23 protein-coding genes and 1 other annotated feature are annotated in these 23003 nt (G+C 36.0%); of the genes, 5 read left to right on the top strand and 18 right to left on the bottom strand.

What is annotated here, in order from left to right; all coding sequences use genetic code 11:
- Positions 1–83 precede the first annotated feature (83 nt).
- From MHI57_RS23975 to MHI57_RS23955, 5 genes are all read right to left on the bottom strand, one after another.
- Complete coding sequence (locus MHI57_RS23975; RefSeq protein WP_095369799.1) at positions 84–1019, bottom strand: ABC transporter ATP-binding protein; 936 nt, start codon at positions 1017–1019, stop codon at positions 84–86.
- Positions 1020–1022: 3 nt separating this feature from the next.
- Positions 1023–2090, bottom strand: coding sequence for an ABC transporter ATP-binding protein (locus tag MHI57_RS23970; protein ID WP_095369800.1), 1068 nt, complete (start codon positions 2088–2090; stop codon positions 1023–1025).
- A gap of 11 nt (positions 2091–2101) precedes the next feature.
- Positions 2102–3016 (bottom strand): ABC transporter permease, encoded by a 915-nt coding sequence (locus MHI57_RS23965; RefSeq protein ID WP_095369801.1) that lies wholly within the window; start codon positions 3014–3016, stop codon positions 2102–2104.
- 6 nt (positions 3017–3022) lie between these two features.
- Positions 3023–3955 (bottom strand): ABC transporter permease, encoded by a 933-nt coding sequence (locus MHI57_RS23960; RefSeq protein WP_095369802.1) that lies wholly within the window; start codon positions 3953–3955, stop codon positions 3023–3025.
- Between the two features lie 165 nt (positions 3956–4120).
- Positions 4121–5755 carry a peptide ABC transporter substrate-binding protein gene (locus MHI57_RS23955; protein ID WP_340978463.1) on the bottom strand — a complete coding sequence of 545 codons (1635 nt, stop codon included), beginning with the start codon at positions 5753–5755 and terminating at the stop codon, positions 4121–4123.
- A gap of 513 nt (positions 5756–6268) precedes the next feature.
- Positions 6269–6467 (top strand) — a binding site (T-box leader).
- A 59-nt stretch (positions 6468–6526) separates the two neighbouring features.
- On the opposite strand from MHI57_RS23955, the gene trpS reads away from it, so the two are divergent.
- Positions 6527–7519: a tryptophan--tRNA ligase gene (gene trpS / locus MHI57_RS23950; RefSeq protein ID WP_095369804.1), complete on the top strand. Its 993-nt coding sequence runs from the start codon at positions 6527–6529 to the stop codon at positions 7517–7519.
- 41 nt (positions 7520–7560) lie between these two features.
- Here trpS and MHI57_RS23945 read toward each other — a convergent pair whose 3' ends face one another.
- The 9 genes from MHI57_RS23945 to MHI57_RS23905 all read right to left on the bottom strand — a co-directional run bounded on the left by MHI57_RS23945 (position 7561) and on the right by MHI57_RS23905 (position 17752).
- Positions 7561–8307 (bottom strand): YjbA family protein, encoded by a 747-nt coding sequence (locus MHI57_RS23945; RefSeq protein ID WP_340978460.1) that lies wholly within the window; start codon positions 8305–8307, stop codon positions 7561–7563.
- A gap of 361 nt (positions 8308–8668) precedes the next feature.
- The gene (gene opp4C / locus MHI57_RS23940; RefSeq protein WP_445293116.1) at positions 8669–9583 is read right to left on the bottom strand and encodes an oligopeptide ABC transporter permease; all 915 of its coding nucleotides are present in this window, start codon (positions 9581–9583) and stop codon (positions 8669–8671) included.
- A 9-nt stretch (positions 9584–9592) separates the two neighbouring features.
- Complete coding sequence (gene opp4B, locus MHI57_RS23935; protein ID WP_340978459.1) at positions 9593–10558, bottom strand: oligopeptide ABC transporter permease; 966 nt, start codon at positions 10556–10558, stop codon at positions 9593–9595.
- A gap of 38 nt (positions 10559–10596) precedes the next feature.
- Positions 10597–12318 (bottom strand): oligopeptide ABC transporter substrate-binding protein, encoded by a 1722-nt coding sequence (gene opp4A, locus MHI57_RS23930; protein ID WP_340978457.1) that lies wholly within the window; start codon positions 12316–12318, stop codon positions 10597–10599.
- A 22-nt stretch (positions 12319–12340) separates the two neighbouring features.
- A complete protein-coding gene (locus MHI57_RS23925) occupies positions 12341–13330 on the bottom strand; it encodes an ABC transporter ATP-binding protein (protein ID WP_095369809.1) in 990 nt (329 codons plus the stop codon).
- Entirely contained in the window at positions 13320–14354 is a 1035-nt protein-coding gene (locus MHI57_RS23920) for an ABC transporter ATP-binding protein (RefSeq protein ID WP_191814890.1), read from the bottom strand. Before MHI57_RS23920 ends, MHI57_RS23925 begins: the two co-directional genes overlap by 11 nt.
- A 258-nt stretch (positions 14355–14612) precedes the next feature.
- On the bottom strand, positions 14613–15395 hold the full coding sequence (locus MHI57_RS23915; RefSeq protein WP_191814889.1) for a DUF2268 domain-containing protein: 783 nt from the start codon (positions 15393–15395) through the stop codon (positions 14613–14615).
- A 139-nt stretch (positions 15396–15534) separates the two neighbouring features.
- Complete coding sequence (gene fabF / locus MHI57_RS23910; RefSeq protein WP_095369812.1) at positions 15535–16773, bottom strand: beta-ketoacyl-ACP synthase II; 1239 nt, start codon at positions 16771–16773, stop codon at positions 15535–15537.
- A gap of 46 nt (positions 16774–16819) precedes the next feature.
- Positions 16820–17752, bottom strand: coding sequence for a beta-ketoacyl-ACP synthase III (locus tag MHI57_RS23905; protein ID WP_095369813.1), 933 nt, complete (start codon positions 17750–17752; stop codon positions 16820–16822).
- 238 nt (positions 17753–17990) lie between these two features.
- Here MHI57_RS23905 and MHI57_RS23900 point away from each other — a divergent pair, with 238 nt between their 5' ends.
- The 3 genes from MHI57_RS23900 (at position 17991) to MHI57_RS23895 (ending at position 19524) form a co-directional block, all read left to right on the top strand.
- Positions 17991–18245, top strand: a complete 255-nt coding sequence (locus tag MHI57_RS23900; protein ID WP_095369814.1) for a hypothetical protein — start codon at positions 17991–17993, stop codon at positions 18243–18245.
- 101 nt (positions 18246–18346) lie between these two features.
- Positions 18347–18676: a transposase gene (locus MHI57_RS25110; RefSeq protein ID WP_251161713.1), complete on the top strand. Its 330-nt coding sequence runs from the start codon at positions 18347–18349 to the stop codon at positions 18674–18676.
- Positions 18673–19524 carry an IS3 family transposase gene (locus MHI57_RS23895; protein ID WP_328200406.1) on the top strand — a complete coding sequence of 284 codons (852 nt, stop codon included), beginning with the start codon at positions 18673–18675 and terminating at the stop codon, positions 19522–19524. Before MHI57_RS25110 ends, MHI57_RS23895 begins: the two co-directional genes overlap by 4 nt.
- Before the next feature lie 50 nt (positions 19525–19574).
- On the opposite strand, the gene MHI57_RS23890 is transcribed toward MHI57_RS23895, so the two are convergent.
- The 4 genes from MHI57_RS23890 to MHI57_RS23875 form a co-directional block, all read right to left on the bottom strand.
- Positions 19575–19766: a ComZ family protein gene (locus tag MHI57_RS23890; protein WP_191814887.1), complete on the bottom strand. Its 192-nt coding sequence runs from the start codon at positions 19764–19766 to the stop codon at positions 19575–19577.
- A gap of 12 nt (positions 19767–19778) precedes the next feature.
- Positions 19779–20744, bottom strand: a complete 966-nt coding sequence (locus MHI57_RS23885) for a BMP family ABC transporter substrate-binding protein (protein WP_095369816.1) — start codon at positions 20742–20744, stop codon at positions 19779–19781.
- Positions 20745–20864: 120 nt separating this feature from the next.
- Positions 20865–21626 carry a hypothetical protein gene (locus tag MHI57_RS23880; protein ID WP_095369817.1) on the bottom strand — a complete coding sequence of 254 codons (762 nt, stop codon included), beginning with the start codon at positions 21624–21626 and terminating at the stop codon, positions 20865–20867.
- Positions 21627–21772: 146 nt separating this feature from the next.
- The gene (locus MHI57_RS23875) at positions 21773–22507 is read right to left on the bottom strand and encodes a hydrolase (protein WP_307317891.1); all 735 of its coding nucleotides are present in this window, start codon (positions 22505–22507) and stop codon (positions 21773–21775) included.
- A 222-nt stretch (positions 22508–22729) separates the two neighbouring features.
- On the opposite strand from MHI57_RS23875, the gene MHI57_RS23870 reads away from it, so the two are divergent.
- Positions 22730–22921 carry a YjzD family protein gene (locus tag MHI57_RS23870; RefSeq protein ID WP_224937731.1) on the top strand — a complete coding sequence of 64 codons (192 nt, stop codon included), beginning with the start codon at positions 22730–22732 and terminating at the stop codon, positions 22919–22921.
- The last annotated feature ends 82 nt before the right edge of the window (positions 22922–23003 follow it).

The following is a 23003-nucleotide window of genomic DNA, read 5'->3' as shown; positions in this document are numbered from 1 at the left end:
GAAAATATTTTTTTAGGTTGGAGGCAGGTCTTAAGCAGATTTAATCAACTTAAAAACGACCTCAATAAGAGATCGCTTTTAAGTTAACTTTTATGATCTTTTTGGTATTGTGCAAATTCTTTTTCAGAACAGAAAACAAAGTGACCAGGACGAACTTCACGCATTTCAACCTTCTCATCAGCACTATATTGATGAACAGCTGGGTCGTATGCTTTTCGCTGACGTGTTCTTTCTGACTCTGGATCAGGTAATGGAATAGCAGATAATAATGATTGTGTATAAGGGTGCATAGGATTGCTATACAACTCTTCCGCTGTGGCAAGTTCAACTAGCTTACCAAAGTACATCACACCAATTCTATCACTAATATACTTAACCATTGACAAATCATGAGCAATGAATAAGTAAGTTAACCCTTTTTCACGCTGAAGTTTTTTCATTAAGTTAACAACTTGTGCCTGAATAGATACGTCAAGAGCAGAAATCGGTTCATCAGCAATAATGAATTCAGGTTCAACAGCTAGCGCTCTAGCTATACCGATACGCTGTCTTTGTCCACCAGAGAACTCATGTGGATAACGGTTAGCATGCTCTTTATTTAAGCCTACTGTTTCAAGTAACTCATAGACGCGTTCCATACGCTCTTTTTTCGACTTTGCAAGCCCATGAATATCAATACCTTCAGCAATGATATCCGCAACCGTCATACGAGGATTTAAGGATGCATAAGGGTCTTGGAAAATCATCTGCATTTTACGGTTAAATGCTTTTAGTTGATTGGTTGACTTTTTACCATGAACATTTTCACCATTAAATAAAACTTGTCCATCAGTGGCATTATACAAGCGTATAATTGTTCTACCGGTCGTTGATTTCCCACAACCTGACTCACCAACTAGACCAAGGGTTTCACCTTTGTAAATATCAAAAGTAATGCCATCAACCGCTTTAACCATATTCGATTTACCAACATTAAAATGTTGTTTTAGATTTTTTATTTCAACTAATTTCTCTGCCATAACTTAAATACCCTCCTTCACAATTACTGGTTTATCAAAATTGGAGGACATTTGACGTTGACGCAACTTCACCGCTGCAGGTGGTTCAACATGAGGTGCATCAGGGTGTAACAACCAAGTTTTCGCAAAATGTGTTTCAGAAATTTGAAACATTGGTGGTTCTTCCTCGTAATCAATGGCTAATGCATATTTGTTCCTTGCAGCAAATGCATCACCAATTGGCGGATTTGTTAAGTCTGGTGGCGTACCAGGAATGGCAGCTAATTCATCTTTTGTATCATTATCAACACTTGGCATAGAAGCAAGTAGTCCCCAAGTATAAGGGTGCTTCGGATCATAAAAGATTTCATCTACTGTGCCTATTTCAACGATTTGACCAGCATACATAACAGCTACACGATCTGCCACATTGGCAACAACGCCTAGATCATGAGTGATAAAGATAATAGATGTGTCCATTTTCGCTTGTAACTCTTTCATTAACTCTAAAATTTGAGCTTGAATAGTTACATCAAGAGCGGTTGTAGGTTCATCAGCAATCAGTAATTTAGGGTTTGTAGCCAAGGCTATAGCTATCATTGCACGCTGTCTCATACCACCTGAGAATTCATGCGGATATTGATTTACTCGTTTATCAGGCATCGGAATACCAACTAGTTCTAATAACTTTATTGCACGTTTTTTAGCATCTGCTTTAGATAATCCTTGGTGCTTAATCAAACCTTCCATGATTTGATTACCAACTTTCATTGTTGGGTTTAATGAAGTCATTGGATCCTGGAAAATCATACTTATATCTTTACCGCGTATGTTTTCCATTTCTTTTTCTGATTTAGGTACAATATCATCACCATAGAAAAGAATTTCTCCACCAGTAATTTGTCCTGGAGGCATTGGAATTAGTTTCATTAGTGTTTGTGAAGTAACACTTTTACCTGAACCTGATTCACCAACAATAGCTAATGTCTCACCTTTATGAAGGTCAAAGCTAACACCACGAACAGCTTGTACCGTCCCTCCATAAGTTTGGAATGAGACTTTTAGATCTTTTACTTCGAGAATTTTTTCCATGTTCTCACTCCTTATTTACGGCTTCTTGGGTCGAGTGCGTCACGTAGACCATCACCGACTACATTGAATGCAAAAATGGTTAAACAAATAAAGATCGCAGGGAAGAATAATCGCCATGGGTAATATCTTAACGCTGGTAAACCATCATTGGCCATTGTACCCCAACTCGCTAGAGGCGGTGTTAAACCTAATCCTAGGAATCCAAGATAAGCTTCTGTAAAGATCGCAGAAGGAATTGTTAATGTCATTGTAACTAAAATTGGACCCATTGAGTTTGGAATTAAATGTTTACCCATAATTCTTGTTGTATTTGCACCTAAAGTTTTAGAAGCAAGAACAAATTCTTGATTCTTCAAGCTAAGTACTTGCCCTCGAACAATCCGGGACATATTAATCCATCCGGTTATTGTCATAGCAATAATCATCGTACTTAAACTTTGGCCAAGCACAACCATTAACAAGATAACTAATAACAAGTAAGGAATGCCTGATAAAACATCGGCACCACGCATCATTATTTCATCGGTTCTACCACCTTTGTATCCGGCGATTCCGCCCCAGGCAACACCAATAAATAAATCGATTAACGCAGCTGCAACACCGATAAAGATCGAAATTCTAGCACCTTCCCACGTACGAGCAAACATATCTCGTCCAAGATCATCGGTACCGAACCAATGCTCAGCAGAAGGTGGCTGATTTTTATTTGTTAAATCATTTGACTTATAGTCATATTCTGTCATATATGGTCCAAAGATTGCCATGAAGATGAGAATAATAAGTAGGACTATACCAAACATAGCAAGCTTATTTTTTCGGAATCTAATGAAGACATCTTTCCAAAATGAAAGACTTGGCTTCGAAATCTTTTCGGCATCATCTAATTGTGTGCCGACAACTTTGAATTTATCATTCGCACTTTGCATGATTTATTATTCTCCTTTCTTCCCAGCTAGTTTAATCCTTGGGTCGATGATTCCATACGCAATATCCACTAGGAGAATAGCTAATAGTAAAAGAATACTATAAAACACTGTCACACCCATTATTACTGTATAATCACGATTTGTAATACTTGTTACGAAGTGGAAACCTAACCCTGGAATACCGAAAATCTTCTCGATAACAAAGCTACCTGTTAAAACACCAGCAGTTAATGGTCCTAAATAAGTAACTACCGGAAGAAGAGCATTTCTCATTGCGTGCTTAACTGTAATTACTCCACCGCTCAAGCCTTTTGCTTTAGCAGTTTTAATATAATCATTTGCTAATACCTCAATCATACTAGATCGTGTGAGTCTTGCGATATAAGCCATCGGTCCTGCTGCAAGTGCAAGAGCTGGCAAAATGGTATGCATAAATGATTCCCAACGAGCTACCGGGAATATTTGCAGTTTTATTGCTAAGAAATATTGTAAAAATGTTGCCATAATGAATGATGGCACGGATATTCCTAAAACAGCAACAGCCATTGTTGAATAATCTTGCCATTTATTTTGCCTTAAAGCAGCGATTACACCAAATAAAACACCTAAGGCAACGGCAATTAGTATTGCTTGAAAGCCTAATACAAAAGATACAGGGAATCCTTCTGTGATCAAATCATTAACTGTTTGACTTTTGTATTTAAAAGATGGGCCAAAATCCCACGTTACTACATTGATTAGATAATCAAAATATTGTTGATACCATGGCTGATCTAAGCCATAATGTGCTTGTAAATTCGCTTCAATTTCTGGTGGTAGTTTCTTTTCTGAAGCAAACGGGTTTCCAGGTGCAATGCGCATAAGGAAAAATGTTGCCGTTACAATTAGCCATAATGAAATTATCATATATAACAGACGTTTTCCTATATATTTCGTCATTGTCCAACACCTCCAATTGATTTTACTGAGGTCAGTATGTCTACAACTGCAAAGCTCATAATAGATAATATAATACATTTTTACCATTAGAAGGATAATACCTATTACAAGAACGAAGGTATATAGGAAGTTTCATCCCATATACCTTACATTTAAAAGATCAAATTATTCAAAGTGAGCCCACTTAAATTGAACATCGCCTAATCCAGATACAAAAACATCATTTAGGTTATCATCTTTAACCCAGTTATTTGTATAGAAATAAATTGGTGCAACCGGCATTGCTTCCATAAAGATTGCCTCTGCATCCTTTAATAATTGTTGACGCTTTTCAGCATCTGTTTCAGTTTGTGATTGTTCAAGTAATTTTTGGAATTCAGGATCTTCCCAACCAGTGTTGTTATTTCCACCGTCAGCATCTTTGTACATTTCCAAGAAGTTCATAGCGTCATTGAAGTCACCTAACCAACCCATACGAGCAATTTGGAAGTCTCCACTATTTACACTATCAAGGAAAACATTCCACTCAGCATTATCTAGAGTTACATTAATTCCAAGATTTTCACTCCACATATCTTGAATGGCTTGAGCAATCTTTTGATGTGCTTCAGATGTGTTATAAGAAAGCTTGATTTCTGGTAATTCTGATGCATCGCTTAATCCTAATTCTTCAAGACCTTTATTTAAGAATTCTTTAGCAGTTTCAACATCATTATCAGGGAAGTACCCTTCTTCATTTTCTGGGAACATCGTAGGTGGAACGATTGCCATAGCTGGAAGTTGTTCCCCTTGTGAAATGTTATTAATAATTGAATCACGATTAATTGCGTGAGTTAAAGCTTTTCTAATATTTTCATTATCTAATGGTTCAATAGTAGTATTGAATTTGTAGTTATAAACACCGGCAATTGCTTGTGTTTCTAATCTACCATCATCTTTAAGTGCTTGCATTGCATCTGTTGGAAGAGCTCCTGTCGGAGAACCTGCCCAATCCAATTCACCATTATCAAACATAGATAATTCAGTATTTGGATCATTAATCATGTACATTTCAATTTTATCTAATTTTACAGTGTCTTTATCCCAATAAGTGTCGCTCTTTTCAAGAGTGATTTGGTCACTATGAGACCATTCAGCTAAGTGGAAAGGTCCGTTTGTCGTATAATTTTCACCAGCATCTGTTGCCCAGTCTGGATTTTCTTTTGCGATTTTACTATTTACTGGTAAATAAGTATAGAAAGCTGTTAGTTCAAGAAAGTAAGGTGTTGGGTTTGCTAATGTAACTTCTAAAGTTTTTTCATCTACAGCTTTAACGCCAACATCATCTAAGCTACCTTCTCCTGTGTTAGCAGCTTCTGCACCTTCAACATAATATAGTTGATATGCATATGTTGATTGATTAGCTGGGTCTAATGCCCATTTCCATGCATATTCGAAATCTTCTGCAGTTACAGGATCTCCATTTGACCATTGTGCATCTTCACGGATATTAAATGTGTATGTTTTTTGGTCTTCTGAGATTTCCCAATCTTCTGCCATAGCGGCTGCTGGTTTATCGTCTTGACCAATTCGAGTTAATCCTTCTAATACGTTACGAAGAACAGTACCAGAAGTAGAATCTTCAGCCAAACCTGGATTTAATGAAGGTGGTTCAGTATTAATATTTACTTTTAATTCTTGAGGTACATCACTACCTCCATCGCCACCATCTGCATTGTCATCGCCTCCGCCAGCGCAAGCTGCTAGAACCATGCTAGCTAAAAGTAGCATACTTAAAAAGATTGACCATCTTTTTTTCACGGTGAAACCCCCTATTTTTAATTCAAACGATTCTTCACAGAAATAACAGTTGTTCACATAGAGTAGATTGATGAAAAAATCAAACAATTTTTATTATAAAAAAAGAGTTGATTCCTTTATGCATACTAAGGAAAGTAAGTTTATTTTGATAGAACAAATTCCCTCTATTCAGATAATTCAGCTTGAATATTAAAATTTGTATCTATTAGACTACGATAAACTCACCTTTTCATCATTCCATCTACCTGTAACCGAACAAAATGTAATATGTTTGTAAAGATGTCGTTTGGTAGGTTTTATTATAGTTTCTTTAAAAGTTTATTTCAAGCCCGTTTTAAATAATCTAAATTATCTATATTTTTTCAAAAAAATGTCGAAACATGTATTATTATTGTCATGTAAGGGTTTTCATAAGTTTTATTGGTATATAACAAATAAAAATTTTTTTTGCTGTTATAACGCTCACTTGATTTACTTCTACATATATTATATTATGATTACAAATAAATAATACAAATTGCTGTGAGAAAAGAGTAGTACATTTAAGATGGTTTTAAGAGAGCTTATGGTAGGTGAGAATAAGCAACCTATTAAATCGAATGGACTTTTTGAGCATGAATATATCGATTCACGTTAGACTAACGTTATCTGTCTTTAAGAGATTCACATATGTGAATAATTAGGGTGGCACCGCGGACCATTCGTCCCTAGATTTTTTAGGGATGAGTGGTCTTTTTATATGCATTTCTCATAGCAAATAGGAGGATTATGATGAAAAAAACACTCTTTTCTGGTATTCAACCCAGTGGAACAATAACAATTGGTAACTATATCGGGGCATTAAGACAGTTTGTTGAGCTGCAAAATGAATATGATTGCTACTTTTGTATCGTCGATCAACATGCTATCACTGTTCCACAGGATCGCTTACAACTAAGAAACAATATCCGTAGCCTAGCAGCACTTTATGTTGCGGTAGGCTTAGATCCTAATAAGGCAACTCTATTCGTTCAATCCGAAGTACCTGCACATGCACAAGCCGCATGGATGTTACAATGTATTTCTTATATCGGTGAGTTAGAAAGAATGACGCAGTTTAAAGATAAATCTGCTGGTAAAGAAGCTGTCTCAGCAGGCTTATTAACCTACCCACCACTAATGGCTGGAGATATCCTATTATATGGTACAGATATTGTCCCGGTTGGAGAAGATCAGAAACAGCATTTAGAATTAACAAGAGACTTAGCAGAAAGATTCAACAAAAAATACAATGACATCTTTACGATTCCAGAAGTAAGCATTCCAAAAGTGGGCGCACGAATCATGTCACTTCAAGATCCAACGAAAAAAATGAGTAAATCTGACCCTAATAAAAAAGGATTTATCTCTATTTTGGATGAACCGAAACAAATTGAGAAGAAAATTAAAAGCGCTGTAACAGATTCTGATGGCATCGTTGCTTTTGACAAAGAGAATAAACCTGGCGTTTCAAATTTATTAACGATTTACTCGATATTCTCAGGTGAATCAATTGAAAATATTGTGAATAAATATGAAGGAAAAGGGTACGGTGATTTCAAAGGGGATTTAGCTACAGTAATTATTAGCCACTTAAAACCTATTCAAGATAAATATCATCATCTCATGGAATCAGCAGAATTAGATGAGATATTAGATGCAGGAGCAGAAAATGCCAATAAAGTTGCAGGTAAAATGGTTAAAAAGATGGAAAACGCTATGGGATTAGGAAGAAAAAGGAAATAAAAAAAGGGACGTTCAAATTAAATTGAGCGTCTCTTTTTGATTTAATTTACCTTTGAACCATTTTCCATTTCCCATAACTTTTCAAAAAAAGGTTGTCCTTTAATGATATTCTCACAAAATCTTTCATGTTTCTTAGACCAACCTATCTTACTGTCTTCATATAAATTCATCCATGCATCATGGAAACCCATTGATTGAATACTTTTATACTCTTCAGGCATCCATTCTGTAAACCAATAGCGAATTTCCGCTTCATTTTCTGAACTATGAAGTTGATCTAGTGCCATAAACATTAATTGTTTGAGCTGCCTTTCCTTCCTTGTCAGGCCTTTCATTAATTCTGGATCTGGAGAAAGAATGTGAAAACTTTTTAGACTCGGCTTTTGTTCAAAAGTATATTCCATTTCATCGTGATTAGAAATCATTTCATATGTAAGTTGTTCTTGTCTTGGTATCAATCTACTCTTTCGAATTGGAATATGATACCCTATTGTATCAACGGCCATAATGCTTATCCCATCAGTAATGACAAAACAATAATCCAATTGCACTCTTTCATGATTTTTTCTTAAATACGCTTTTTGATACACGTCATTCAATAGCTGTTGTGGTAATTCAGATAAATCATTTTCAATATAATGAAATAGTGCTGGTGTGATCCTTAGTAATGGTACTTGATCCAATAATTCAACTGCATCATCTTTTCGCCATTCATGAAATTGACAAACATTGTAACCATTCTCTTCCCCTTCAAACCAGTTCACCCAAACATCATGAAGATATAACATTTCCTAACCCCCACTCGCATGATTATTTGTCAATAAGTATGGGCAAACAACTCAGTTTTTATTCCTTTCTTTTACAATCTAATCCATTATTATTCTTTTTTTACCTTTGATTAGAAAGCAATTTGTACTTTATATTGAAATATACTTGATATATATAGCGTATTTATTATGGAAGTAAATGTTATAATATTCATTTATTATTCACTAAAATAAATATTAATATAATTTAGAATAAATAGTAAATAACTAAATCTTCCACTCATTACAAATCAAATAACCGATTTCTCCAAAAAAAAAAAAAAAAGAATACATTTACCTTAAAGGTCAATTGCATTCTTTTTCAGACTTACCGGCTAGGCCTTTACCTTCTAGATTTAGGGTTAAGAGCGTCTTTTATGCCTTCTCCAATGAAATTTATTGCTAGTATGGTGATTGTAATAGCTGCAGCGGGCGGTACCCAAATCCAAGTTTTATTCCTTAATACATCAGAATCACGTGCTTCAAATAACATATTACCCCAACTTGGTATATTAGCTGGTACACCAGACCCTAAAAAGCTTAAACCTGCTTCAGCCACAATTGTAACTGCCAACATTAAGGTTGCTTGAACAATGATTGTCGAAGCTACATTAGGTAATATATGCTTCCCAATAATCTTGATAGGTCTTGTTCCAATTGATTTCGCTGCTAAAACATATTCATTTTCTTTTTCTGATAAAAAACGACTGCGAACAATCCGAGCAACGCCACCCCAGCTTAATAAACTGATAACTAATATCAACGTCCAAACGCCAGAGACTTTCCCAACTAAAATGGTATTAAGAACAATAACAAAGACTAGAAATGGAAAGTTTAGTACAAAGTCTGTTATTCTCATAAATATTTGATCAATTTTTCCGCCATTGTATCCAGCAATTGCTCCGACTATTGTTCCGATAACAATAATAAATGTCATACATGATAAACCAATTAACAGTGATGTTCTCGCTCCATATACCATACGTGTAAATATATCTCTACCATTTGTATCTGTTCCGAACCAATGCTCCGCAGAAGGTGGCAAGTTCATCGACATAAAATTGATTCGTGTAATATCCTGTGTAGTAAATAGTGGGCCAAAAACCGCAATCAGTACAAATGAGACGAAAACAATTAAGCTAGTCATTGCAATTTTATTCTTGAGAAATTTTTTTCTCGCTAATTTCCAAGGAGAGAACTGCTTTTGTTTGTTTTCCATTAAAACTTGACCGTCTGTATTTAAAGATGCTTTAACCATATTTGCCTCCTATCCTAATCTAATTCTCGGATCAACAATGCCATAAAGTAAATCCGCAATTAGGTTACCTAATAAAGTTAAAAATGAAAGCAGCATGGTAATCGTCATTAACACAGCATAATCTCTTCTATCCACTGATTCCAAAAACAATAAACCTATACCTGGATAAGTAAAAATTGTTTCAGTGATAACCGCACCACCTATTAATGTAGCAATATCAAAACCTAAAAAAGTGATTAATGGTATCATTGAGTTTCGTAAAATATGTTTATTATAAATAGCAGATTCACTTGTGCCCTTTGCTCTAGCAGTACGTACAAAATCTTTACGGCTGTTTTCGATGACATCATTTCGTAAAAACTGCGTATAGGAAGCTGTCCCCATAAGACCAAGAATTAAAGCTGGTAGGAGCACATGATGCATTCTACTAACATAATAATCCCAAGTACCAGGTTGTAGCCCTACTTCAACAGATCCCGCAAACGGAAACCAACCTAGTTGAAAAGAGAAAAAGTAAATAGCTATTATTCCTGCAACAAAGGATGGAATAGCAAGACCTACATAATTGTAACCTGCAATTAGATTATCTCCCCATGTATATGGCTTTCTACCGGAATACATCCCCATAGCAAAAGCAAAAATATATGTAATTATAAGTGATACGATTGCCAAAAATATCGTATTTGGTAAACGGTCTACAATTAAATCAAACACAGGTATTTTATGTGCTGTCGAGTGTCCGAAGTCTCCTTGTACGAAATTTGTCACCCATCTGATATATTGAATAGGAATGGGATCATTGTATCCCAGTTTTTCTCTCATCTCTTCAATATATTCTGGATTTGTATTCGATGGGTCAATTTCACCCCCAAAAGGGTCCCCTGGCATAAACTTCGCCAGGGAAAAAACCACAATGGAAGTAAGGAATAACAACGGTATCATACCTAATATTCTGCGAAGTGAATATTGCAGCATGTTCCATTCTCCTTATCAATTAAAAGTTCGCGTGACGCTTATTCTGTAACATACCATTCATGAGTATTAGTTTGGAATCCAACCGCATTAATATGAACACCTTGTAAGCGTTTATTAATACCGTATAAATCTAAGTTTTCCCATAATGGAATAGCTGGTATTTCTTCATTGAATAGTTTTTGCCACTCTACATAAACTTCTTTACGATAGTCTTTATCAAACGCTTTTTCGCTCAATGCATCGTTCAGTAATTTATCGTTTTCCTCATTTACCCAACGACCAAAATTCCATTCCGCATTATTCGCCCATAACCCTGATGGATCTGGGTCAGAACCAGTGCTCCATGAGCCAAAGAATGCTTCTAATGCTTCATCATCTTCTGTTTTCATATCGTTATATAGGTTAAATTCGATTAATGACCCTGTCGCTAACTCTGTTTTTACACCGATATCATTCCAAGATTGAATAATCGCTTGAGAACGGCCTTCAAATGTAGCATTTCCTGCATAATGCCCAAAAGAAATTGAGAAAGGTTCTCCATCTGGATCTTCCACGAACCCATCTCCATCTACATCTTTATAGCCGGCTCCTTCTAATAATTCTTTTGCTTTTTCTGGATTATACTCATATTGATTTAACTCAGATTCGTCTGCTGCTATCCAGAAAGTAGATGGAATAACCGTATTAAAGACTTTACCTTTACCAGCCAAGAATGCATCAATCATTGCTTGACGGTCGATTGCATATAAAAGGGCGTGGCGAAGATCTTTGTTTTTGAACTTATCAATATCATCTTTATTCGTACGTGCTTCTTGGTCACGATGTCCGAATCTTAAACCAATATACGAGTAACCAACTCCTGTTGTCTCTTCAACAGAAATATGATCCATCTTCTCAAGCTCTTCCACTTGGTTAGGAATTACCTCCATAATATCAACTTCACCATTTTGGAGTGCTCCATTAGCTACAGAAGCGTCAATTACCTTTACTACTATATTATCTAGTTTAGGTTCGCCTTTATAGTAATCTGCGAATTTCTCTAACTCTACGTACTCACCTGGTTTCACACTTTTTACTTTAAATGGTCCAAGGCCTACTGGATTTGTTCTTACTTGCTCTGATTCACCTAAATCAGCTACAGCTATACCTTCAAAATGCTTCTTAGGCATTGGATGGGACCATAAATTCTCAAGGTTGTTTAGCTTCATTTCTTCAAATGTAATTGCGATTGTATAGTCATCAATCACTTTAATGCCTTCAATTGAGTCTGCTTTCCCATCTTTTTTCGCTTTTGCGCCTTTAATGCCTTCTACATAATTAAAACGCTCGCCATCATAATCTGGATCAGCCATTGTTTCTAATGCGAATTGCCAGTCTTCTACTGTCAATTCTTCACCATTATGCCATTTTACACCTTCTTTAAATTTGAAAGTGTATGTTAACTTATCCTCACTAATTTCCCATGAAGCAAGATCTGGTTCATACTCAAGGTCATCATTTACTTGATAAATTTCATCCCCGGTAAATTCTAAAATTTGTGCATCAACTACACTACGGTAGTAAGCCGCTTCAAATACCCCTTCAGGCGCAGTTGTTACCGCTAACGTGACTTTCCCACCCTCAACCGGTTCACCAGTGTTGGCTTCTTCTTTATCTCCATCTTTTTCATTCCCACTCGTTTCGTTCCCGCTATTACAAGCTGCTAGAAACATAGAGAATACGAGTAATAACGAAATTAACCAAAAAGATTTCTTTTTCATTGTTCTCCCCCTAAATGATTTTTTAGTTATATAAATGACAAGCTACGTTATGACCAGCCTTCACCTCCTTTAAAGTCGGTTTCACTTCCATGCACTCTTTCATGGCATGTGAACAGCGTGGATGAAACGGGCAACCCGTTGGAGGATTGGCCGGACTTGGTACATCACCTTCTAAGATAATTCTCTGTTTCTTCTTTCTCGGATCCGGCTCAGGTATGGCCGAAATCAAAGCTTGTGTGTATGGGTGAAGTGGTTCTGCAAAAATACTATTCTTATCAGTTACTTCAACAATTCCACCTAAATACATCACAGCAATTCGATCACTCATATGCTTAACAACACTCAAATCATGTGCAATAAATAAAAATGTTAATTGAAATTCATTTTGCAGTTCCTTTAAGAGATTCAATACTTGGGACTGTACAGATACATCAAGTGCTGATACAGGTTCATCCGCAATAATTAGCTTTGGACGTAGTGCTAATGCTCGCGCAATACCAATCCTTTGCCTTTGACCACCAGAGAATTCATGAGCATATTTATAATAAGCATCTGACGGAAGTCCGACCTTATTAAGGAGATCCATGACTTCTTCTTTTAATTCTTTCACTGATTTCCCTCTAAAATTAACGAGCGGTTCTGAGACGATGTCCCCAACCATTTGCATTGGATTAAGTGAGGCGTATGGATCTTGGAAAACCATTTGAAAATCTTTGCGAATTGCTCTTAAAGTTTTTCCTTTCAAACTTGAAATATCTTGTCCATCAAAAATAATTTTTCCATCTGTTGGATTCATAAGTTTTAAAAGCGTTCGACCTGTCGTTGATTTGCCGCAACCCGATTCTCCAACAAGTCCAAATGTTTCGCCATTATGTATTTGAAAACTAACTCCGTCTACAGCTTTGACATGTCCTACCGTTCTTTGAAAAAAACCTGCTTTAATCGGGAAATATGTTTTTAAATCTTCTACTTCTAATAACACTTCTCGCTTCTCAGCTGTGTTATTTGACATATGTATTCCTCCCATTAGTCTGATAGCTGTTCTCATATAAAAGACAAGCAGCCTCATGTCCATTTTCAACAAAACCTAATAAAGGTGTGATTTCAGTACATTCAGGCATTCTTTTTGGACAACGATCAGCAAATCTACAACCAACTTCTGGCATATCTTTAAGGGATGGTACTAAGCCGTCAATCGACCCTAATTCTTTCTCTTCTTCATCCAATTTAGGGATCGATTGTAATAATAACTGTGTATAAGGGTGTTTAGGGTTATGAAAAAGTGCATCTACATTTGTTCTTTCAACAATTTTCCCAGCATACATAACAATTACATCGTCACACATTTCAGCAACGACCCCAAGATCATGGGTAATGAGAATTATTGCCATATTATTGATTGATTGAATTTCCCTTAATAAATCTAGTATTTGGGCTTGTACTGTCACATCTAATGCAGTCGTTGGCTCATCAGCTATAAGTAACTTTGGTTGGCAGGCAATCGCAATAGCAATCATTACCCGTTGCCTCATTCCCCCTGAAAGTTGATGGGGATATTCATCAACGATATTCTCTGGCCTTGATATGCCTACTTGTCTTAAAAGATGGATGCTTTTTTCTCGCGCATCCTTTTTCGAAATCTTCTGATGATTAAAGAGAATCTCCTGTAATTGAAAACCAATTGTGAATACAGGGTTAAGTGCCGTCATTGGTTCTTGGAAAATCATTGAGATATCATTACCTCGGATGGTATTCATTTGATTAATGGAGTAATTCTCAATATTCTTACCTTCAAAAACAATTTCACCACCAGTGACTTTTCCTGTTTCCTTCGGTAATAACTGCATAATGGACATAGACATGACACTCTTTCCACAGCCTGATTCTCCCACGACACCAAGAATTTGTTTTTTCTTTACGTCAAAAGATACATTATCTACTGCGTGATAGACCTTTCCGTCTATATCAAAACCTGCTTTTAATTCTTTTACTTGTAAAATTGTGTCCAAGCTAGGACTATCTTCTTTTCCTACCATTTCAACACCTCAATCGTAATATCTTACAGTATTGTAAAATATTTAGTACTAGGATTAATTATCTGTATATTATTACAAATAGATTACGAATACAAGGAATTTTTTCAAAAATCTATCTTTTGATAATATTATAAATAGTATGGAGTGGTCATGAAATAGTTCTTACATCCTGTTACTTGTATGTTAATATAAGGAAAATATACTATTTTACTTACTTTGACAATTTCCTTATTTCCTTTACATGTTTTCTCACCTACTCTATTCTTTTTCCCACTGAGGCAAAAATAACTTCGAAGGAATAACCATGCTTTCTTTAAGCTTGATTTTCTTTTCATTGTCATACATTGAGACAATTTCATAGCCAATGGAATAGCCAAGCATTTTTGGATATTTCCCCTCACCGAATAGAATTTGGTCATGTAATTCATTGTCTCTCTTTATGTCTATATTGTTTTTTACATATTTATGCCAATAGTATCGTATTCTTTCTCTATCATGTTCTGTGCACCACTTTGAACGATACGATTTTCCACAACTCTTCTCCACTGCCCATTCTGCTAATCCTTCTAATACTATGCTATCCAATAGTGTATACTCAGCCATTTCTTTTTTTAATCTCTTCATTCTGCAGATATGATGGTATTCATGAACAAATAATGCTTCTAACTCTTTCTCATCTTCTAATGGAGCGAGAAATAAAAACATCTTGTCAGGGAATGACAAGCCAGACTTCACATAAGATGTTCTAAAGAATAATCCGCCTTGTGCAATTGGAAATAAGTAAATTGGGACATCTGGCCCTTTCCAGTTTTTTCTATACTTATTTAATAACAATTCAACCTTTTCCCATGTTCTATTTTCTTTTAACTGTTTGAATTGTTCTTTATTCCTTCTATTTGGTGAATACATGCCAAAGGAGGATAAGAATTGGTATAACCTTTGTGGCTCGTTTTCATGGAATGAATCTAACAATGGTTCAATTAACTTTTCTGGATCAGTAAAATGCTGATTTAACCATTCATCTGTTCTAATTACCGGCATATGTTTCTCTCCCATCAAATGTTGTTGTTTATTTTATGGAAGAGACAAATAATCGGTTCAAAAGAAAACCATAAAAATATAAAAAACACGGACAAATTCCGCCATGTAACAAAGCAGAACTTATCCGTGTTTCATTTTATTATTGATATTTTTTGAAGACGATTGTTGCGTTATGACCACCAAAGCCTAATGAGTTACTCATAACAGCTCCAATAGTTTTTTCTCTTGATACATTAGGTACATAATCTAAGTCACAATCTGGATCTTTTGTATTGTAATTAATCGTTGGTGGCAACGTACTATCTCTTAACGCTAAGATAGAGAAAATCGCCTCAACGCCTCCGGCAGCACCTAGAAGGTGACCTGTCATAGATTTGGTTGAACTAATGGCTAAATGATAAGCATGTTCACCAAAAACACTTTTCACTGCAACAGTTTCATATTTATCGTTATAATCTGTGCTCGTACCATGAGCATTAATATAATCGATTTGTTCAGGAGTGAGTCCCGCATCGTCAAGTGCCATTTTCATTGCACGCGCACCGCCTTCCCCCTCTGGTGCAGGTGCGGTAATATGATAGGCATCTCCAGTAGAACCATACCCAACAATTTCAGCATAAATATTGGCACCGCGAGCTAGTGCATGTTCTAATTCTTCAAGAATGAGAATACCTGCACCTTCTCCGATAACAAATCCATCTCTATCTTTATCAAATGGACGACTTGCTGTAGCTGGATCTGGATTGGTAGATAGCGCTGTGTTAGCACAGAATCCTGCAACAGACATTCTCGTAATTGGTGCTTCTGCTCCTCCTGTTACCATGACATCAGCATCACCACGCTGAATGACTTTAAAAGCATCACCGATTGAATTCGTTCCAGTTGCACAAGCGGTTACTGTACAAGAATTCACTCCCTTTGCACCTAATGTGATTGATACTTGCCCTGCAGCCATATCCGGTATCATCATTGGTACAAAGAATGGACTCACTCGGCGGTAGCCTCTGTTTAAAAAGGTTTCAAATTGATTCTCGAATGTTTCCATTCCACCGATTCCTGATCCTACCCAAACGCCAACACGATGCGCGTTTTCATCATTTATCGTCAAATTAGCATCTTTCACTGCCATGATGGAAGAAGCCACTGCATAATGAGTAAAGCGATCCATCTTTCTTGCATCTTTCTTCTCTAAATACTCATGAATATCAAAATCCTTCACTTCCGCAGCTACTTTAGCAGGATATTCATCAGCATTTAATCTTGTTAGCGGTCCTACTCCAGATTTTCCAGCTTTAATATTACTCCACGACTGTTCTACATTATTTCCAACCGGTGTTACTGCTCCAAGTCCTGTTACAACGACACGTTTTTTTTCCACTATTATGTCACTCCTTTTATATCAATAAAACCTATTATATTTATACTTATTTTCCCCATTTTAAAGCGATGGCTCCCCATGTTAATCCGCCACCAAATCCGACCATTACGATAATATCATCATCTTTAATTTTCCCAGCTTCTATCTCCTCAATCATAGCAATTGGTATAGAAGATGCTGATGTATTACCATATTTATCAATTGTTTTTGACATTTTTTCAATTGGTAACTCTAAACGTTGTCTAGAAGCTTCCATGATACGAATATTTGCTTGATGAGGGATAAGAAAATCTACATCCTCTTTTGTTAAACCTGCTTTTTCTAATACATTAATACAACTTTCACCCATTTGTCTAACAGCAAACTTATAAACTTCTCTACCATTCATCACAATGTACTTATCTTGATAGAGATGCTTCGCTCCACTCCCATCTGCTCCTAGTTCAAATGATAAAATGCCTCTTCCTTCAGATACAGGGGCAATGACAGCAGCACCCGCACCATCTCCAAAAAGGACAGCTGTATTACGATCAGACCAATCGGTTACTTTAGACAGCTTTTCAACGCCTACCACTAGTACATTCTGATACGTTTTCGTTTCAATAAATTGTTTCGCTGTAATCACACCGTACATAAAACCAGCACAAGCTGCACTTACATCCATAGCTGCTGCTTTCTTTGCCCCTAACTTTTCCTGCAATAAACAAGCAACACTTGGAAATGGCTGATCTGGTGTGACAGTTGAGACAATAATTAAATCGATATCTTCAGGAGACAAGTCTGCATCCTGTAATGCTTTTTTTGCAGCAGCGAATGCCATATCAGAAGTATCTGTATCGTCATCGGCAATCCGCCTTTGTTCGATACCTGTTCTCGTGCGGATCCATTCATCTGAAGTATCCATTATTTTTTCTAAATCAGCATTCGTTACTATTTTTTCGGGCAAGTATCTACCTAAGCCAACAATTCCAGCATTCATCTTTCCCACTCCCTTTTTCTTTTCCACTTTGTCGTTATAAGAAATTCAACCTTTTTGTTTACGAGAAATAAAATTTAATATCAATTATTAGTACTTGGTACTAATTTTATCAAATAAGCAGGTATAGTTTCAATATTTTTCTTCATAATTATTATTTTCGTCCAACCTTTTCTTTTATTCACCCATATATTATAAGGAATAACCTATACAATAGAAGATCAAAAGGAGGATTGCTTATATGAGTGAAGAACCGTTTTTTAATCAATTTATGTTTGGTAATAGAGATGCTCGTCAAAGTGAAGATTGGATTCTCGGAAGAAAACATCAGCAGGAGGAGGAAAAATCACCTTCTATTTTGAATACAATCGAACAATTAGATTTAGGGGAATTAATGGTCAATATGTCTCAATTAATGGATTCTGCAGAGGAATTAAAACCACTTTTAAAACATGCTGCTCCAATCGTTGAAGTCTTTATGAATAAAAAAAGCTAACGGCGATCCCACGCCGTGTTAATGTCCCCTTTAAGTAGACATTCAAAAAAACCTTCATGTTACCATGAAGGAAAGAATGCTACCTTGGAGGGGATTTTTCTATGGCAAAGAAAGGACAAACTTTTAATAGTTATTCGGAAGAGTTTAAACATAATGCCGTCATGAAATATGTGAATGGGTCTAAAAGTTATAAAGCATTGGCAGAGGAACTGGGAATCCGTCACTGCAGCCAGCTTAAAGTGTGGGTTAAGAAATGGAAAGAAGGAGCCCCGTTTGATGAGCGTAAAGGAGTTTCTAATCCTTTAAAAGGCAGGCCTAGGACTAAATTTAAGTCGGTTGAAGAGGAAAGGGATTATTTGAAAGCACAAGTTGAATTTCTAAAAAAGCAGTATCCAAATCTGGTAAAGGAGGAGAAAACCCCAGACGAATGAAATATGAATTGGTGGATGAGTTAAGGGTTACCTATCCGGTCTCCTGGCTGTTGGAGATTGCCTATATCAAACCGGCTAGCTACTACAAATGGAGAAAAAACAATCATAAACGCGAAGCAAAAGTTAGGGATGAACAAAAGATTCGAGAGCACATTTTGGGCATACATTTTATGCATCCCGAATATGGACGACCCCGTATTACAGACGAATTAAATGAAAACGGGTATTTAATTAATCACAAAAAGGTCTACCGATTGATGACGGCAATGAACATACAATCAGTCATCCGAAAAAAGAGAAAACGACATGGTCATAGTCCTTCTAACCTCTTTCCTAACCGTCTGAAAAGGAAGTTCAAGGCGGTAGGACCTAATCAAAAAATGGTAACGGATATCACATTTGTGTCTGTTGGCGAAGAATATTATTATTTATCGGTCATACAGGATCTCTTTAATAACGAAATAGTAAGTTGGGAGCTAGCCCAAAGAAATGATTTGGAACTTGTGTTAAAAACGGTAGAGAAATGGACAAAGAAAAAAGACGTGGCTGGAGCCGTTCTCCATTCGGATCAAGGCTTCCAGTACACGTCAAAAATATACGGCAACCGATTAAAGGATTATGGCATCAAAGGCAGCCACTCTCGCAAAGGAAACTGCCTGGACAATGCCTGTATAGAATCATTCTTTTCACACCTCAAAACCGAGAAGCTGTATATAAGTAAGTGTAAGGGAGAAGAAGAACTAGAGCAAGCTCTTGAGGATTACATTTACCATTACAATTACAAACGAAGACAAAAGAAACTAAAGAAACGCGCGCCGATTGAATATCGACACGCGCTCACTGCTTAGCTTTTTATGTTGTCTACTTGACAGGGGCAAGACCACCGCTAGCTTTTTTCTTATTCATGCTCTTTTTGTGCATCTGCTTTCCCTAATTCATAAGCTTCATTCATCACTTGTGTAAACATCGTCATAAACGGTTGAATCATTTCCATTGATAAATTTACACCTGACTTTTCTAGTTCCGCTTTTGCTTCAGGTAGATATTTCATCGCGATTTGCATAAATTCCATTGTTTTATCATTTGACATTCTGTGATCCTCCTATGATGGTTCTTTCGGTAAATTACCTGTTTCTTTATATTTTTTTACTGCTGCATTTAATTGTTGAATAAAGGTTGGAGATAATTCTGGACTATACGCACCTAATGAAATGACATCATCTTGAAAGTCAAAAGAAAGGTTCCCAGACTGCAGTTCTCCATTATGAAATTGTTCTGCTACTATTTCATACAAATGGTCAACATGTTGAATTGTACTTGTTAATACTGCTGATTTTCCTAAATGGGATTGGTCAGAAACATAACCAATGGCATATAAACCATGCTCTTTTACTTTTTCAATGACAGGGACATTATATCCATCACCTGCTGGATAAACGACATCTGCTTTTTCTATGACCAACTTGTCCATTAACCCCGCAGCCTTATGGGCATCATCCCAATTTTCAACATAATGTATTTTAACATTTGCTTCATCATTTTGAAAGTTCACACCATCAATAAAACCTTTTACTTCTGGCTGCCATTCAAATGCCGCAATAATACCAACAATATTAGTAGATGTCATCTCACCAGCCACCATACCTCCGAAAAAGCCCATTGCATATCCTTCAAAATTTAAACTTGTCGTATTTTCATTTTGTGCGTCCCCGTTAAAGCTTATAAACTGAATGTCTGGATATTGTGCTGATATTTGATTAAAGTACTCTGCATATTCATTTCCATGTCCAAAAATTAAATTGACCCCTTTTTTTGAAAATTCCTTTACCGCTCTTTCGACAACGAGTTGTGAGTTCATTCCTTCTTTATAATACACATCAATATCATAAGTAGACTGTATCTTGAGTAGGCCTTTATACCCTTTCGTACCCCACACTTGATCATTAATGGTATCCGGCACTAATAAGCCAGCCTTTTGCAGCTGACCCCCAGAAAATACCTGTCCACATGACGATAATAGAAGAAGGCATAGAACCAAACTCCCCCACTTAATTAAAGCTCTCTTCATTTCTATATCTTTCGCCCCTTTATGTTAGTTGATTTTTTCTTTCGAAAAGACCAACTAACATCATTCTAACCTTTTATCCTAGTGATTGAAAAGGTTTTTCCGATGAAAGTACTTTTATATTTATGGGAGAATATCCACATGTCTTTTCTGTTGACTAAGCGCTTTTTCCACCGATAGATGGTTATTAATATGAATTGTTTGAGGTTCGTCTCTTAAACTGTTATCTTCTTTTACAGTATGACTTCCAAGATTAATTTGTAAATAATCTACACATTGCTGCCAATGGTTTTCAATTCCACTGCTAATTATTTTTTCTCCACTCTTATTGTTTGATAAAAAATCATGCAATAAACAGGTGATGGCTTCGTCAATATAAACAGCATCAGCTCGCCATTCCTTTTCACTGACACTTTTATTGTGGTTATTATGCATTAGCTTTTGTTGAAAAAGCATTTCTTCCGGTTGAAACGGTCCATATACTGTTGGTAAGTAATAGATATGAGCATGAGAAAAGGTCTTTTGCACCCATTTTTTTGAATGACCTGTATACAACCATTGAATGGGCAAAGTAATCACACATTTTCGCTTTTCAAAAGAAATTTTATCTAAGATAGGAACTAAAAACCTCTCCATATTTATATCTTTAATATATAAACTGTAACCATCAATAAAAACAGTGGCCTCATCTTCGAGCAAAGTGTTTAAACTATCTATATCCACTTCAGTTAAGTTCGCATTTCTCCCAACGGATAATTGTTTTTCTAAAGCATCATCTGCCTTCAATGAATTGAGCAGTAAAACCTCTGTCCCTTCTTCTAACAGCCCTTTACACGTAGCAAAACCTACAAAACTATAACCATCAATTACAACTGCTTGCTTCATACCCCAGCCTCCAGTCGTCTGTTTTATTGTATACTATGCGGAATTATCTTTATATATCATCGAAATCTCTCACTCAAATATGACTTATAACAAACTAGCAAGTTTTACATAACAAAAAAATTGGCTGAGGGATTTTTTCCTCAGACTTATAATATCGTCTCATTTTCGTTGAGAAATCGAATAATATGGTAGCTTAAACTATGCCTTTTCTCTGGTAATAAATAATTGATTGAGACTTGTTGATTGTTTTCTGACCATTTCACTGATAAGTCTTTTAAATGATGAGATTGTTTATATGCACGACTACTTGAGAGGATATGAATGATTTTTACTGGGAGGTCTACTTGAAGGAATTGTTCTTCATTTATTGCGATGGATTCATCTATCTCTTTAATATTACTCACAAGTGCAGCCTCAACTTCTTTCTTTAATTTTTTATAGAAAAATTTATGTTCTTTTTCTTGTTCCAAATGTGTTTTTAATGAAAAGATGGGATTGATAAACGTAATCGACCGTATATTCTCATTCATTTCATTCATTAATGCACCAGCGACAAGTGCGCCCATACCTTCAGCAATAATATGGATTCTTTCATTAATAATTTCATGTCTAATCGTATGGGCATACAATCTTTTTGCCATTTCAATGGCTTTACGACTTCCCCAATTTCGCCCATATAGATTCGAATAAAAGATAGTATAACCATCTCTTCTTAATGCTGATATGAGAGATGATTTCCCTTCATTTTGTGTCCAGAAGCTTTGTTTCTCATCAACAAAATGGCGTTCATCCCCAATGATAAGAATACCGAAACCACTTGGCTTTTCTGGGTAATGAATCATATTCCATTCTGTATGCAGTTGAAAGTTTCGGCTATCCATTTTATTAACCCCTTTACTGTTGTTCATACTAATGTATGATTGTACAGGTAATTTGAATAGGATATTTGCCTAGCTTTTAATGAATTAGTTCAAACGCTTGATTCCAACTGTTATTCACATTTTAGACATAATCCTATGAAAAAAAATCAGTGAATCACGTTTATAATCCAACCATTGTATGATACTATTAAATAGACTGACATACGTATGAGGTGAGTAAAAATGCAATACATTTGGACGTTCATTTGGACATTCTTACTTATGAATATGGTTACTTATGTAGTAAGCAACATGAATGGTGTAAGTTATGATTTACAAACAGCAACCGTCCTTTCGGTTGCAGTAAGTATTCTTCTTTACATTCTTGCTGCTGTCATTCCTGCAGCACCAGAAGAGAAGGAAGGACTACATTAAGAATGGCAACAAAAGTCATCCAATATGGATGACTTTTGTTTTTTTACTTTCGTTAATATATCCAGTTTATGCTATTTTCTAC

This window comes from Cytobacillus sp. FSL K6-0129 (genome assembly GCF_038007625.1).
Taxonomy (GTDB): Bacteria; Bacillota; Bacilli; order Bacillales; family Cytobacillaceae; genus Cytobacillus; species Cytobacillus kochii.
The sequence above is the reverse complement of the archived record's forward strand: the minus strand, read 5'-3'. Positions and strand labels throughout refer to the sequence as shown.